This window comes from Bradyrhizobium sp. PUT101, assembly GCF_052043945.1.
Taxonomy (GTDB): domain Bacteria; phylum Pseudomonadota; class Alphaproteobacteria; order Rhizobiales; family Xanthobacteraceae; genus Bradyrhizobium.
In genome coordinates this window covers 3,083,069-3,097,207 of sequence record NZ_CP197207.1, presented here as the reverse complement: position 1 = coordinate 3,097,207, position 14,139 = coordinate 3,083,069, and the positions used below count along the sequence as shown (strand labels likewise).

14 protein-coding genes are annotated in these 14,139 nt (G+C 63.7%); 6 read left to right on the top strand and 8 right to left on the bottom strand.

Annotation, left to right across the window (positions count from 1 at the left end):
* Positions 1-96: 96 nt before the first annotated feature.
* The 7 genes from ACSHT2_RS15240 to napE form a co-directional block, all read right to left on the bottom strand.
* Complete coding sequence (locus ACSHT2_RS15240) at positions 97-1,455, bottom strand: twin-arginine translocation signal domain-containing protein (protein ID WP_440642282.1); 1,359 nt, start codon at positions 1,453-1,455, stop codon at positions 97-99.
* 99 nt (positions 1,456-1,554) lie between these two features.
* Positions 1,555-2,670: an ATP-dependent DNA helicase gene (locus tag ACSHT2_RS15235; protein ID WP_440642281.1), complete on the bottom strand. Its 1,116-nt coding sequence runs from the start codon at positions 2,668-2,670 to the stop codon at positions 1,555-1,557.
* 266 nt (positions 2,671-2,936) lie between these two features.
* Complete coding sequence (locus ACSHT2_RS15230) at positions 2,937-3,590, bottom strand: NapC/NirT family cytochrome c (protein WP_319331500.1); 654 nt, start codon at positions 3,588-3,590, stop codon at positions 2,937-2,939.
* Positions 3,587-4,057 carry a nitrate reductase cytochrome c-type subunit gene (locus ACSHT2_RS15225; protein WP_319331499.1) on the bottom strand — a complete coding sequence of 157 codons (471 nt, stop codon included), beginning with the start codon at positions 4,055-4,057 and terminating at the stop codon, positions 3,587-3,589. Before ACSHT2_RS15225 ends, ACSHT2_RS15230 begins: the two co-directional genes overlap by 4 nt.
* Entirely contained in the window at positions 4,054-6,567 is a 2,514-nt protein-coding gene (gene napA / locus ACSHT2_RS15220; protein ID WP_440642280.1) for a nitrate reductase catalytic subunit NapA, read from the bottom strand. Before napA ends, ACSHT2_RS15225 begins: the two co-directional genes overlap by 4 nt.
* A gap of 16 nt (positions 6,568-6,583) precedes the next feature.
* Positions 6,584-6,907, bottom strand: coding sequence for a chaperone NapD (locus ACSHT2_RS15215; protein ID WP_271531155.1), 324 nt, complete (start codon positions 6,905-6,907; stop codon positions 6,584-6,586).
* Between the two features lie 26 nt (positions 6,908-6,933).
* On the bottom strand, positions 6,934-7,119 hold the full coding sequence (gene napE, locus ACSHT2_RS15210) for a periplasmic nitrate reductase, NapE protein (RefSeq protein WP_440642279.1): 186 nt from the start codon (positions 7,117-7,119) through the stop codon (positions 6,934-6,936).
* A gap of 270 nt (positions 7,120-7,389) precedes the next feature.
* On the opposite strand from napE, the gene ACSHT2_RS15205 reads away from it, so the two are divergent.
* From ACSHT2_RS15205 to ACSHT2_RS15195, 3 genes are all read left to right on the top strand, one after another.
* Complete coding sequence (locus ACSHT2_RS15205; RefSeq protein ID WP_440642278.1) at positions 7,390-8,583, top strand: LLM class flavin-dependent oxidoreductase; 1,194 nt, start codon at positions 7,390-7,392, stop codon at positions 8,581-8,583.
* A 102-nt stretch (positions 8,584-8,685) separates the two neighbouring features.
* A complete protein-coding gene (locus tag ACSHT2_RS15200; RefSeq protein WP_440642277.1) occupies positions 8,686-9,195 on the top strand; it encodes a DsbA family protein in 510 nt (169 codons plus the stop codon).
* Between the two features lie 156 nt (positions 9,196-9,351).
* Positions 9,352-10,134, top strand: coding sequence for a helix-turn-helix transcriptional regulator (locus tag ACSHT2_RS15195; RefSeq protein ID WP_440642276.1), 783 nt, complete (start codon positions 9,352-9,354; stop codon positions 10,132-10,134).
* A gap of 55 nt (positions 10,135-10,189) precedes the next feature.
* Here the strand turns inward: ACSHT2_RS15195 and ACSHT2_RS15190 are convergent, their stop codons facing one another.
* Positions 10,190-11,209, bottom strand: coding sequence for an Lnb N-terminal periplasmic domain-containing protein (locus ACSHT2_RS15190; RefSeq protein ID WP_440642275.1), 1,020 nt, complete (start codon positions 11,207-11,209; stop codon positions 10,190-10,192).
* A 589-nt stretch (positions 11,210-11,798) separates the two neighbouring features.
* On the opposite strand from ACSHT2_RS15190, the gene ACSHT2_RS15185 reads away from it, so the two are divergent.
* The 3 genes from ACSHT2_RS15185 to ACSHT2_RS15175 all read left to right on the top strand — a co-directional run bounded on the left by ACSHT2_RS15185 (position 11,799) and on the right by ACSHT2_RS15175 (position 14,130).
* Positions 11,799-12,362: an HdeD family acid-resistance protein gene (locus ACSHT2_RS15185; RefSeq protein ID WP_440642274.1), complete on the top strand. Its 564-nt coding sequence runs from the start codon at positions 11,799-11,801 to the stop codon at positions 12,360-12,362.
* 31 nt (positions 12,363-12,393) lie between these two features.
* A complete protein-coding gene (locus ACSHT2_RS15180) occupies positions 12,394-12,597 on the top strand; it encodes a hypothetical protein (protein WP_440642273.1) in 204 nt (67 codons plus the stop codon).
* Between the two features lie 171 nt (positions 12,598-12,768).
* Positions 12,769-14,130 carry an amidohydrolase family protein gene (locus tag ACSHT2_RS15175; protein ID WP_440642845.1) on the top strand — a complete coding sequence of 454 codons (1,362 nt, stop codon included), beginning with the start codon at positions 12,769-12,771 and terminating at the stop codon, positions 14,128-14,130.
* Positions 14,131-14,139 lie beyond the last annotated feature (9 nt).

Below are 14,139 nucleotides of genomic sequence, written 5' to 3'. Positions count from 1 at the left end.
ATTGTCGCTGCCGAAGATACGACTGCCCCGCCCCGCTGTTACGGGCGGCCGGACACGAGTCCGTGAGGTGCGCCGGCGGCCGGCGCGCCGTCCCGCTCACGCCAGCGTATTGAACCAGTCGAACGCCGTCGGAGATCCGTTCAGAACGGTGCTTTCGCCATACAGGCTCGCCAGGAAGGTGCCGCGGTGGCTCGCGCCCTTGACCGGAACGCCGCCGGCGAAGTGCCCACCGGCGGCGACGGCCGGCTGCACCAGGCGCGGCGGCAAGGCCTCGTCGGCCAGTCCGTAGTAGAACTTGATCGGGGAATCGTAGTCCCAGAACGTCGTGCCATTGTCGCCCAGCCGGCGCATGAGCTTGCTGTTCGTGTCGTTGGTGAAGCGCTCGAAGAAGCCGTCGGACAGGAAATCGCCGGCGGGAGGAATGCTCTTCGCGATCTCGCCCTCGAGGCTGTAATCGGACCAGTATTTTTCCGCAAAGGCCTGATATTGCGGCTTGATCGCGGTCTTGAACAGATCATTGAGCCCGTAGTAGCGCCGATAGCTGCCGAGCAGGACGATCATGCAAGGCGTGATCCAGGCCGGCGGCATCGGATACGAGCTTTCCGAGGCTGGAAGATAGGCTCGCGGGTTCGCCCAGTAGTGGAAGCTCTCGGCGAGATTGTTGAACGGACTCTCTGTCGCAGCCGCCCGCACCTTGATGCCGCGGCGCTGCAACTCCTGTTTCAGCCACTGCGTGTTCAGGGCGCCTTGCGACCAACCGTTCAGGAACAGGGATGATTGGCGCAGGCCGAGCTTTCGCAGTTCGAGCAGTCCCGCCTTCAGGATGCCGAGGCAGCATTGCACGGTCGCGCCCTTCACGGCATAGGCTTCGCTCCGGCCATTGCGATAGGGGCCCTTGCCGACATAGTCGGCCGCGACGACGGCATAGCCGTTGCCGGCGAATCGCTGGATGTTGAACAAGGTCTCGATCGAATCGACATTGTCGCGCAGTTCATATGTCTCGTCGGCCAGCCGCAGCAGGTTCGAGGGGACCTGGTCGAACGAGAGGATCGTGCCGTGCTGCCATGACAACACCGGAACAGCGCCGCGCGCGCCCGCCGGGACGGCAAGCAGGCCGCTGACCTTGATGCGTTCTCCCGTCTCCGGGATGCGCGTGAAGGTGACGATGCGCCTCAGCTCCACGTCATGGCGCGCCGCATATTTGTCGGCAAAGCTCGCCGGCAGAATATTGCCTTCGTTGAAGACGGCATAGAATTTTGCCGCCAGCGTATTGAGCCGCTCCTTCGAGATTCGCACCGATCCGCCCGGCACCGCAAGGGCAATCCCTGGAGCCGTGATCGACAGCGCGAGCGAACCGGCTGCCGCGCTCGCCGATTTCAGGAAGTCCCGACGGCTCGCAGCGAGACTATCGAGACCGGTTTCGGGATGCTCGGGCTTTGTTGCGCGCGCCGTCATTCGCTCCACTCCAATGCGGTTTTCGTACGGATACATCGCAAAGCCTAGCGGGCAGTGAATGCATCTCGGTGAAGCCGCTCACCCGGAGATTGGCGAGTTCTACACCACCACGCTCAGCCGCTTCGCCGCCCGCGTGATGCCGGTATAGAGCCACCGCGCCCGGGACTCCTGAAACGCAAAGCTCTCGTCGAACAGCACGACATCGTCCCATTGCGAGCCCTGCGACTTGTGCACGGTCAGCACGTAGCCGTAGTCGAACTCGTCATAGGGCTTGCGCTGCTCCCAGGCGATCTGCTCGATGCCGCCCTCGAAGCAGTCGGCGCGCACCGAGACCTTCGTCACCTTGTGGCCGAAATCCTCGTCCGGCGACAACCGCATGCTGAGAATGCGTGATTTCGAGCGCGAGGTGTTGCGCGACTTCACGCGCCACAGGCCGCCGTTGAACAGGCCCTTCTTGCGGTTGTTGCGCAGGCACACCAGCTTGTCGCCGGCGACGGGAAAGGCGTCCTCGATGTTCTGGCGCTGGCGCACCCGCATATTGTAGGCGCGCCTTGTGTTGTTGCGGCCGACCAGGACCTGGTCGGCGCCCATGACGCGATCGGGATCGAGCTCTTTCCGCGACACCACCTCGCTCTCGCCATAACGGCCGATATCGAGCTCGCGGCCCTCGCGGACGTCCATCGACATCCGCACGATGGGGTCGTCCTGGGCCTGGCGGTGCACCTCGGTAAGCATCGCATCCGGTGAGGTGTTGGTGAAGAAGCCGCCGCCCTGGATCGGCGGCAGTTGCGCGGGATCGCCCAGCACCAGGAGAGGGCAGTCGAACGACATCAGGTCGCGCCCCAATTCGGCATCGACCATCGAGCATTCGTCGATCACGATCAGCTTCGCCTTCGAGGCCGGCGCGTCGTCCCAGAGCTCGAAGCTCGGCTGCTCCTCGCCGGATTCGCGGGCGCGGTAGATCAGCGAGTGGATGGTGGACGCGTCGTCGCAGCCCTTGTTGCGCATGACCAGAGCAGCCTTGCCGGTGAAGGCGGCGAACTTCACCTCGCCATCGACGCCATCGGCGATGTGCCGCGCCAGCGTGGTCTTGCCGGTGCCGGCAAAGCCGAACAGGCGGAACACCGGCGGCGTGCCGTTACGGCCCGGCTTGGCCTTGAGCCAGTCGCCAACGGCCTTGAGCGCGGCATCCTGATGCGGGGTGAAAGTGGCCATGTCTGTCTTGAGGAGGGGCGAAAAGAGGCGATTCGCCGTCCCCCAAACTAACCATTCGCCCCGCCGGTTCAAGCGCGGTCGCCCCGCAATTGCCGGTGGGGCACCCGCATGAGAGCCTTGCAAGAGGTCGTCATGCCCGGGCTTGTCCCGGGCATCCACGTTCCTTGTGCCGTGTGGTTAGGCGTGGATGGCCGGGACATAGGCGAGCGGAAGCGACGCCGTCCTTCGGACGGCTATGCCCGGCCATGACACCGTGAGAGCTGAGGCTACTGCCAACCGGGAACGCCGCGCATGTCGGGCAGCTGGTGGGCGATGCCCTTGTGGCAGTCGATGCAGGTCTTTTCCTTGGTGAACAGGAAGCGCTGGTGCGCGACCGAGGCCCGCGGCGATTGCTTGGTGATATCCATGGAATCGGCGCTGTGGCAGTTGCGGCATTCCAGCGAATCGTTGGCCTTGAAGCGCGCCCATTCGTGCGCCGCCAGCTCGAGCCGGTGATCCTGGAATTTTTCGCGGGTGTCGATCGTGCCGAAGATCTTGCCCCAGACCTCCTTGGAGGCCTGCATCTTGCGCGCGATCTTGTCGGTCCAGTTGTGCGGCACGTGGCAGTCCGGACAGGTCGCGCGCACGCCGGAGCGGTTGCTGAAATGGACGGTCGACTTCAGCTCGGCGTAGACGTTGTCCTTCATCTCGTGGCAGCCGGTGCAGAACTTCTCGGTGTTGGTCAATTCCAGCGCGGTGTTGAAGCCGCCCCAGAAGATCACGCCGGCAACGAAGCCGGCCAGCACCAGGGTGCCGAGGGCGAACACCGAGCTCGGTCGGGTCAGTACTTGCCAGAGCTCCAGCGCAAAGGCCCGGCTTCGCGCGAGGAAGCCGCGCTTGGCCTTCATCCCGGCATCGGGCCCGTCAGCGGTCGTCGTCATCGGCGGCCACCGGGGCTTGCGCGCGAGAGCAGCGTGTCAATATCGATGAAATCGTTGCTGACCGGCGGATTGGCGGTGTTCTGCGGCACGTGGCACTCGGTGCAGAAGAAACGTCGCGGCGAGACCGAGCCCAGGAACTGGCCGTCGCGATCCATGAAATGCGTGATCGACACCATCGGCGCCTGCGACTCCGCCGTGCGCGCCCGCGCGTGGCAGGACAGGCATTTGTTGCCGTTGAGATCGATCTGGTAGCCGTCGATCGTGTGCGGGATGACAGGCGGCTGCTCGGGATAGTTGCGCACCTCCTTCTCGGAGGTGTTGCGGTTCGGCAGCATCGGCGGCGCCGGGCCCTCGTCATTGAGCGGGGTCGGGCCGCGCAGGCCGGACGTCACTGTCTGCGCCGTCAGCGAACTCGTGCCCGCTGCGATCGCGAAGGCGAGCAGGGCGATTGCGGATCGTTTCATCATGACATGTTCACCCGCTCGATGCGCACGGCGCATTTCTTGAAGTCGGTTTGCAGCGAGATCGGATCGGTGGCGTCCAGCGTCACCTTGTTGATCAGCTTGGATTCGTCGAACCACGGCACGAACACGAGGCCGCGCGGCGGCCGGTCGCGGCCGCGGGTCTCGACGCGGGCGCGGATGAAGCCGCGGCGGGAGACCACCTTCACCTCGTCGCCACGGCGCAGCTTCATGTCTTGCGCGTCGTCGGGATGCATGAAGCAGACGGCCTCGGGGAACGCCTTGTAGAGCTCGGGCACGCGGCGCGTCATGGTGCCGGAATGCCAGTGCTCCAGCACGCGGCCGGTCGAGAGCCAGTAGGGATATTCGTTGTCGGGCGACTCTGCCGGCGGTTCGTAAGGCAGCGCGAAGATGCGTGCCTTGCCGTCGGGATGGCCGTAGAACTGCACGTCGGTGCCCTGCTTGACGTAGGGGTCGCTGCCCTCGCGGAAGCGCCACTTCGTCTCCTGGCCGTTGACCACCGGCCAGCGCAGGCCGCGCTCGCGGTGATAGGTGTCGAACGGCGCGAGGTCGTGGCCATGGCCGCGGCCGAATTGGGCATATTCCTCGAACAGGCCCTTGTGCACATAGAAGCCGAACGCCCTGGATTCGTCGTTGAGATAGCCCGGCTCGATGTCGGTGACAGGGAATTTGTCGACCTGGCCGTTCCTGTAGAGCACGTCGAACAGCGTCTTGCCGCGAACGTCGGGCTTCTTGGCGATCAGCTCCTCGGGCCAGACCTCCTCGATCTTGAAGCGCTTGGAGAACTCCATGAGCTGCCAGAGGTCGGATTTCGATTCGCCGGGCGCGGAGACGAGCTGATGCCAGAACTGGGTGCGCCGCTCGGCGTTGCCATAGGCGCCTTCCTTCTCCACCCACATCGCGGTGGGCAGGATCAGATCGGCGGCAAGCGCGGTCACCGAGGGATAGGCGTCCGAGACCACGATGAAGTTCTCGGGGTTGCGGAAGCCCGGATAGATTTCTTCGTTGATGTTGGGACCGGCCTGAAGGTTGTTGTTGACCTGAACCCAATAGGCGTTGATCAGGCCGTCCTTCAGCATCCGGCTTTGCAGCACGGCATGTGCGCCGGGCTTGTCGGGAATGGTGCCTTCGGGCAGCCGCCAGATGTGCTCGGCGTGATCGCGGTGCGCCTTGTTGGTGACGACCATGTCGGCGGGCAGGCGGTGCGAGAAGGTGCCGACCTCGCGCGCGGTGCCGCAAGCCGAGGGCTGGCCGGTGAGCGAGAACGGGCTGTTGCCGGGCGCGGAGATCTTCCCGGCCAACAGATGGATGTTGTAGACGAGGTTGTTGCACCAGACGCCGCGGGTGTGCTGGTTGAAACCCATGGTCCAGAACGAGACCACCTTGGTCTTGGGATCGGCATAGAGCTCGGCGAGCGCCTCGAGACGGTTGAGCGGCACGCCCGACATCTGGGCGGCTTTCTCCAGCGTGTACTCGGACACGAACTTGGCGAATTCGTCATAGCTCATGTCGGTGGCGTCGTTGGGTTTCGCTGCACCGGTCGCCTTCTTCTGCAGCGGATGCTCCGGCCGCAGGCCATAGCCGATGTCGGTCTGGCCGCGCTTGAACACGGTATGCGCGGCGACGAAATCCTTGTTGACGCGGCCGGTCTTGATGATGTGGTTGGCGATGGCGTTGAGGATGTAGAGATCGGTCTGCGGCTTGAACACCATGCCGATGTCGGCGAGGTCGAACGAGCGATGCTCGAAGGTCGAGAGCACGGCGACGCGAACATGCGGTGCAGAGAGCCGGCGGTCGGCCAGGCGCGTCCACAGGATCGGGTGCATCTCCGCCATGTTGGAGCCCCACAGCACGAAGGCATCGGTCGCCTCGATGTCGTCGTAGCAGCCCGGGGGCTCGTCGATGCCGAAGGTGCGCATCATGCCGGCGACGGCCGAGGCCATGCAGTGCCGGGCATTGGGGTCGATGTTGTTGGTGCGGAAGCCGGCCTTGAACAGTTTGGAGGCGGCATAGCCTTCCCAGATCGTCCACTGGCCGGAGCCGAACATGGCGACGCCGTTCGGGCCGCGCTTCTTGATCGCCTCCTTCCACTTCAGCTCCATGATGTCGAAGGCTTCGGTCCAGGACACAGGCGTGAACTCGCCGTTCTTGTCGTACCTGCCGCCCGTCTTGCGCAGCAGCGGCTGCGTCAGGCGGTCGTGGCCGTACATGATCTTGGAGAGGAAGTAGCCCTTGACGCAGTTGAGGCCGCGATTGACCTCGGACTTGATGTCGCCATGGGTGGCGACGACGCGGTTGTCCTTGGTCGCGACCATCACCGAGCAGCCGGTGCCGCAGAAGCGGCACGCGGCTTTGTCCCATTTCAGTTCAGTGGCCTGGCGTTCGGCGACGAGATTGGCGGCAAGCGCCGGCACCGGCATGCCTGCGGCGGCCGCTGCGATCGCGGCGGCCTCGAGCTTCAGCATCTGGCGGCGGTCGAGCTTGGGCGATGTCATGATGGCTCTTCCTGACTCAGGCGGTTTCGATGGCGTGGAAGACGAGGGCTGCGGAATAGACGTTCGGCAGCGACTGGATGGTGTTGAGCAGGGTGCCGAGGCTGCCGGCATCGGGCGCTTCGGTCACGACGACGAGCTTGCCGCGCGCGTCGCGGCCGTAAATCTCGCAGCCGGGCAGCGCGGTGATCTCGGCTTCGAGCTCGGCGAGACGTTCGGGCCGCGCCTGCACCAGGATGCTGGCGATCTCGGCGCCCGGCGGCGCGATGATGCGATCGGCGCTGAGCACCCGGCCGGTGATCAAGGCACGGCGGTTGAGTGTGTGGGGGGCGGCCTGGGCCATGATGCCTGTCTTTCGCTTCAGGGGAATCAATGCGAGGCGGCTGGTGGGCCGGGAGGCCCGGCGAACATCTGGTAGATCCAGACGCCCAGGCCGTAGGAGCCGACCGTTCCGACCGCGAGGACGGGCATCACGACCGCGGTCAGGAACAGGAAGGCGAAAATCTCCATGCGCTTACGGCGCACGCGTGTCATCGCGTCGTCGGGGGCCGACATATTCGGTCTCTTTGAAATGCGGGGGGAATTGAGACGGCATCCGGGCCGTCGCCTTGACACACACCTTAAATGCGTGCGGGCCAACGACACGTTGATTTGGATCAATCGGTCGACCCGCCCGGATGTCGCAGCGCTACGTCAAGGTGGGGCGTGGGTCGCGACTCGCCGCTGCGGGATCATTCTCCCGCGCGGTGGAATTGTTGCTCAGTAGACAGCATCGCCTCGCGCATTAAGATGTCGTTAACAACAATAATGCGGGAGAGCGACGCCATGAAGTTCGGCATCTTCTACGAGCTGCAACTGCCGCGGCCCTGGGTAGCCGGTGACGAGCTCAGGCTCTACCAGAACGCGCTCTCGCAGATGGAGCTCGCCGACAAGCTCGGTTACGACCATGCCTGGGTGGTCGAGCATCACTTCCTCGAAGAATATTCGCATTCGCCCTCGCCGGAATCCTTCCTGGCGGCTGCAAGCCAGCGCACGCAGAAGATCAGGCTTGGCCACGGCATTCTCCAGCTCACCACCAATCACCCGGCCCGCGTCGCCGAGCGTGTCGCGGTGCTGGATCTGCTCAGCAACGGGCGCTGCGAGTTCGGCATGGGCGAGAGCGCGTCCATCACCGAGCTGGAGCCGTTCGGCCGCGACATGGAGACCAAGAAGGAGGTCTTCGAGGAGGCCGTCGCTGCGATCTTCCCGATGTTCAGGGACGCCGGTAGCGAGCATCACGGCAAGTATTTCGATATTCCCTTGCGCAATGTCGTGCCGAAGCCGGTGCAGAAGCCGCATCCGCCGCTGTGGATGGCCTGCTCGCAGCTGCCGACGATCGAACGCGCCGGCCGCCACGGCTTCGGCGCGCTCGGCTTCCAATTCGTCAGCGCCGATGCCGCGCACGCCTGGGTGCACGCTTATTACAACGCGATGACCAAGCGGCTGCACAAGCTGGCCGACTACGAGATCAACCCGAACATGGCGCTGGTCTCGTTCTTCATGTGCGCGAAGACGGACGAGGAGGCGCGTGCGCGCGCCGACGGCGCCACCTTCTTCCAGTTCGCGCTGCGCTTCTACGGCGCCGCGCAGAACCGCCAGCGGCCCGTGCCCTACACCGTCAACATGTGGGACGAATACAACAAGTGGAAGCGCGACAATCCGGAAGCCCAGGAGGCGGCGCTGCGCGGCGGCCTGATCGGCTCGCCGGAGACGATCCGCAGGAAGCTGAGGCGCTTCCAGTCTTCGCACATCGACCAGGTCATCCTGCTCAACCAGGCCGGCAAGAACAGTCACGAGCATATCTGCGAATCGCTGGAGCTGTTCGGCCGCGAGGTGATGCCGGAGTTCCAGAACGATCCGGCACAGGCCGAATGGAAACGAGGCGTGATGAGCGGCGAGATCAAGCTGGAAGAGATCGACACGGAGGCCTTCACCGACCGCTACGGCAAGCTCGCGTTCAACGTTGCGCGGGCGGGGTAGGGCGCGCATAGACCTCTTGCCACGGAGCAGACGCGCGTCGGTTCAGCGACGCGGCATGTCCATTGATCTAGCGCAAGGCTAGTTCGCAAGTCCGGCGCACAAATGCGTCCGGCTGCGCGTCGATGGTCGTGCCGTTGGAGGGAGCCGTGTCGTGCACAAAGGCTTCGGTCCGACGGTCGCGTCACGCTGGTGGAATTCTTCGACTACAATTGCGGCTATTGCCGGCGTGCTCTGTCCGACAAGATGGTTCTGCTGCAGGAAGATCGCGAACTGCGCATCGTGCTCAACGAACTTCCGATTCTCGGCACTGCCTCGACCGAGGCCGCAGGCGTGGCAGTGGCGGTGCGGATGCAGGATCGGGCCGGGGAGAAGTATCTCGCGTTCCACCGCCGTCTGCTCGGCGGCCGCGGCCCTGCGGATCGCGCGAGCGCGCTCGCCGCCGCCCGCGAGGAAGGCCTCGACATGGCACGCCTGGAGCAGGACCTCTCGAGCGACGAAGTACGGCGGACCTTGGACGAGAACGCCGCGCTCGCCCGGGACGTCGGCATCAAGGGCACGCCCGCCTATGCGGCAGGCCTGAAGGAAAAGATCGCGGCGGAGCGGTCGAGATAGCGCGACGTCGCGGCTTGCACAGTCGTTTGGTCATCCAGCGGTGCGACCTGGGAGGCACCGGATGCACCACCCGTATCGAGCATATAGAGCCGACCTCCGTCTTTCGGCGTATCGCGGTAGCTGTTAAAATCGGCACAAAGCGATAGGGAGAGAACGATGCGGGCCGATGCGATGGTCTCCAATCCAGCGGCGGGCGACATTGCGCCGGCCGTGCTCGCCATCGGCCGCCCCGATTTCCCGAATGTGCTGATCCAGACGCTGCGTGGCCAGGCCGGGGTCGGCCATTGCATGGTGTTCGCGCTGAGCCGGGCTGGTGCGGCGAGCTGCCTGCTTGATGCCGGCAACATCCCCATCGGCGGCGATCTCGGTGCCGCCTATGCCGGCCGGTTCCACGAATCCGATCCCAATCGCGATGCGCTGTTCGAAGGCAAGGGCAGTGCGCCGATCATGCTGCCGGCGTTCGCGCCGCGCATGTACGGGGCGCGCTACCGAAAGATCTTCTTTCAGGATTCCGGCATCGTCGACAAATGCGCGACCGCGATCTGGGTCGACAACACCTGCTTCTACGTCAATTTCTATCGCATCGCCGCGCAGGGCCGCTTCAGTGCCGTGCAGCGCGACCGCCTCGCGGCGATCGCACCGGCGATCGCCGCGAGCGTGGCGCGCCATTTCCAGCACAGCGCCGCGCCCGATCAGACGCTCGCGACGCTGTTTGCGACCTGCGCGCCGCTGGCCGGTCTCTCGCCGCGTGAGCAGGAGGTCTGCCGAAGCATCCTCGAAGGCTTCAGCTCCGAGGCGATCTCGCAGACGCTCGGCATCAGCCTGCATTCGACGCTGACCTATCGCAAGCGCGCTTATGAACGGCTCGGCATTTCCTCGCAGAGCGAGCTGTTCTCGATCGTGCTGCGGCTGCTCGCGGGGCCGGGCAGCTTGAACTGAGGGGACTCCGGCGGATCAGCGACGGCTCCTCACGAGCCCTGTGAGCCCACTGCGGTTAGGGTGGCATCATTGTCGGCAAGGACAAGCGAATCCGCTGTGAGAAATCGGCTGCGCCATCGGCCGCCTGTGCAGCTTCGTTGATCAAGGACGCCCGCCTCAGTTCATCAAACGGCAGCGTCGCCTCTACCCGGCCGGAGTGGTAGAGATAGCTGTCGATCAGTCCGTTGAACAGGTGTCGAATGTCGAAGCGCCCCCGCCGGCCCGCCGCATTTGCGTAGCGCACGATGTTGATCGTGCAGCTGTTGGTCAACAGGTGGTAGAACTCCGGCTGATCGGCGAGCTCGTTGATGCGCGTCAAATAGATCATCAGCAGCCGGCGCGCGTCGTCAGCCGATGTATTGAGGCGATACAGGTAGACCGGCTCGTGGCGGTGGTTGGTGCGCACGCCCACAACATCACGCTCTTCACCCACCACGTAGATCAGCTCGAATTGCTTGAACAAGGAGGCGACGGGCGCAAAGCCTTCGCCAACCTCGGGACGCGTCTCGATGGAGATGGCCAGTGGTGGCGCATTGTCGAAGACAAAACTCACGAACGTGTGTCCGACTGGCCCCTCGGTGAAATAGGAAACGTAGAAATCGAGGGCCATCAAGTGCGACAACGACACCTCGCGCTCCTCGTAGCGCACCGTGAAGTCGCTTCGACTCCGGTAGTCGAAGTTACGGACACCGGTCAGGCGCACGCGGTCACCGTCGATGACCGCCCGCGGCATCACCGCGACTTCCGGTCGCCAATGGCGATCGTGTGATGGAGGGATTGAGATCCACCATGCGACGACACCGAGAAACATGACGAGGAAGAGAACGGACATGCGCCGTTGGCGCGAACGCCAGAGCGCCCAGATCGCAAAGCCCGCAAACGCTCCGGCCGAAATCGTCCGCAGCCCGCCCCAAGGCAAGTTCGAGTAATAGATGGCCAGCACGGCCCATGTGACGAGCATGATCCGAATGAGAAAGCCGATTGGCTTTCTCGGCCACCTCACCAGCATTGATACGAATTTACGGACTGAAATCACCTGGTCGCTCCTGCCGCAAAGCTTTGGCGATGCCTTTCGACAGCTCCGTTGTGTCAGATCACCTGTCGTTTCATTGCGAATGTATACACGCTACAGTAGGTCTTCGCGAGCTGGAAGCGATGGCCTCGTTTTATCGCGCGTTGGATTGATCCAAAGGGCGGCGCGACCTTCGCAGCCACTCGGGGGTTCGAGAAAAAGAAGGCGCCGAAATAAGGGAGCGAACCATGAATGTAACCGATCGTCGCAGCGCGCTTCGGGGAGTTCTGTGTGTTGCGTTGGTCGCGGGTTGCGGCGCCACTCTGCTGCCCGCCGGAGCCAAGGCCATACCCCTTGCACTTAACAAGGACCTTCCGGCCGAATCCGGCGATCTGACACACAAGGCGCAAGTCGGCATAGGACCGCCACCGCGTCCCCTCCCGGAGCGCCATCGCCGGCGTCGGCGCCGCCGCCGCCGCTGGGAGTGCTGGTGGCGCAGAGGGCGTCGCGTTTGCGGCTACAGGAATTGGCGTTAGTCAGACTTGTTGAGCGGAGGGTTGGTGGGGGATCCGCCGTCCAGACACTCATCAGCTCAGCGCTCGGGGAAAATAGCATGACCGCTTATGACAGCAGTCCACGTTTGCCCGCCGACAATCTGTCCGCACCCCCCGTCTGGGTATGCGTGCTCCTCGGATTGGTGATGATCCTCGCAGGATTCCTGGTGTTGGGAGATGTGGTACTCGTAACGATCATCAGCGCGATGTTCATCGGCTGGATCTCCATAGCCACTGGCGCGTTCGAAATCATCCACGCGATCTGGACCAAGGGGTGGGGCGGATTTCTGTGGCAGGTGCTTTTGGGCGTCCTGTACATCGCGTTCGGTGCGGTGCTGGTGAGCCAACCAGTCGCCAGCGCCCAGATACTCACCTTCGTACTGGGCTTGTTGCTGCTGATATCCGGATTTGTCCGACTCTTTCTGGGCTTCAGCCACTGGAAGGATGCGGGCTGGGTGATGCTGCTGTCCGGCGCATTCGGAGTTCTCGCCGGCCTCGTCATCCTCACGGGATTCCCGATGACGGGCCTTTGGGTGCTCGGATTTGTGCTCGGCGTCGACCTGATCTCTCACGGCATAGCCTGGCTGACCTACGCATGGCGGCCGACGGCGAGAACGGCATAGCGGAAGTGAGTCGATAAAAGGGAGTGCGCTGATGGCGATCGCAGCTGAAAGACCAATCCTCCTGATCAAGAAGCTCGCGGGTATCGTTCTCCTGCTTTTCGGCTTGCTATTCACGGCGCTCGGCTTGAGCAGCGAGTCCAGCGGATTCACCGCGATCGGTGTTGCCTTCCTTGTTGCTGGCGCGATCTTCCTGGTTCTCAAGATCATGAGGCGCAACCAGGGCGATCCGCTCTGACCGAGCTCGCAAGATCGGTCTGTCGCTGCGAGAGCCATGCACAGCATCGCAATCGCGAAGGTCTGGCCGCGTCGACCGAACGCAGCCGATACGCAACGAGAGGGGCCGTGCGCGGTGATGTCAGGAACTCTCTTGGATAAATTGTACAGCGCGCGGCGGATCCGGCCGTCGATGAGCGGAACATGCCATTCGTTGGCGATCGCGGTGGTGCTCTCGACCTGGCTCGGTGGAGCGAGCCTGGCGCAGCAAGCGCTTCAGGCAGGTGGCGCGGCCACGCTCTTTCAGAACGTCCGCATCTTCGATGGCAAGAGCGCCACGCTGTCTGCCTCCTCCAACGTCTTGGTGCGCGGCAACAAGATAGAATCAATCTCGCTACAGCCGATAGCGGTGGATAGCCCGGCGGACATTCGCATTGTCGAAGGCGGCGGACGCACACTGATGCCCGGCCTCATCGACAACCATTGGCATGCGATGTTGATCCGGGTCACGCCGGCACAGTCGTTCGGCGACGTCGGCTACGTCAATCTTGTCGCTGGCGACGAGGCCACGCACACTCTCATGCGCGGCTTTACTACCGTTCGAGATGTGGGCGGGCCGGTGTTTGGGCTCAAAAGCGCCATCGACGAAGGTATCATCAAGGGTCCGCGCATTTATCCGTCCGGCGCGGTCATTACTGTCACGAGTGGGCATGGGGACTTCCGCCAGCTTTCCGACCTGCCGCGGACGATCGGCGGCATGCTCACCCGCATGGAAAAGACCGGTGGGGCAATGATTGCGGACAGCCCCGACGAGGTCCGCGTCCGTGTCCGCGAGCAGCTCATGCAAGGCGCTTCCCAGGTCAAGTTGACGGCTGGCGGCGGAGTGTCATCGCCTTTCAGTCCGATCGACGTGACCACGTTCACCGAACCCGAAATGCGCGCCGCCGTTGAAGCGGCAGAGAATTGGGGCACGTATGTCGCTGCGCATGCCTTTACGGCTGCTGCGATTCGGGGAGCCATTGCGGCTGGGGTGAAGTGTATCGAACACGGTTTCCTGATGGACGACGCAACGGCGAAACTGATGGCGGAGAAGGGTGTTTGGCTGAGCCTGCAGCCTCTCCCCGAGGATCTGAGGCTCGGCTTTCCTGTCGGCTCCATCCAGCGAGCCAAGGCGGATGAGGTCTGGCCCGGCATAGCCAGATCCTACGAGCTGGCGAAGAAGTACAAGATCAAGACGGCGTGGGGCACCGACGTCCTGTTCTCCGCAGCGCTGGCGCGCCAACAGGGGGCCATCCTGGCCTCACTCGCTCGCTGGTACACGCCCGCCGAGGCGCTGACCATGGCGACATCGACGAACGCCGAACTGCTGGCGCTGTCGGGCAAGCGGAATCCCTATCCCGGCAAGCTCGGCGTCGTGGAACAGGGCGCACTCGCGGATCTGCTGCTCGTCGATGGAAATCCCCTGGACAATATCGGCCTTCTTGCCGACCCCGCCAACAACTTCAAGATCATCATGAAGGATGGAATTATCTACAAGGATGCGCTTGCCCGTTAGCAGCAACGC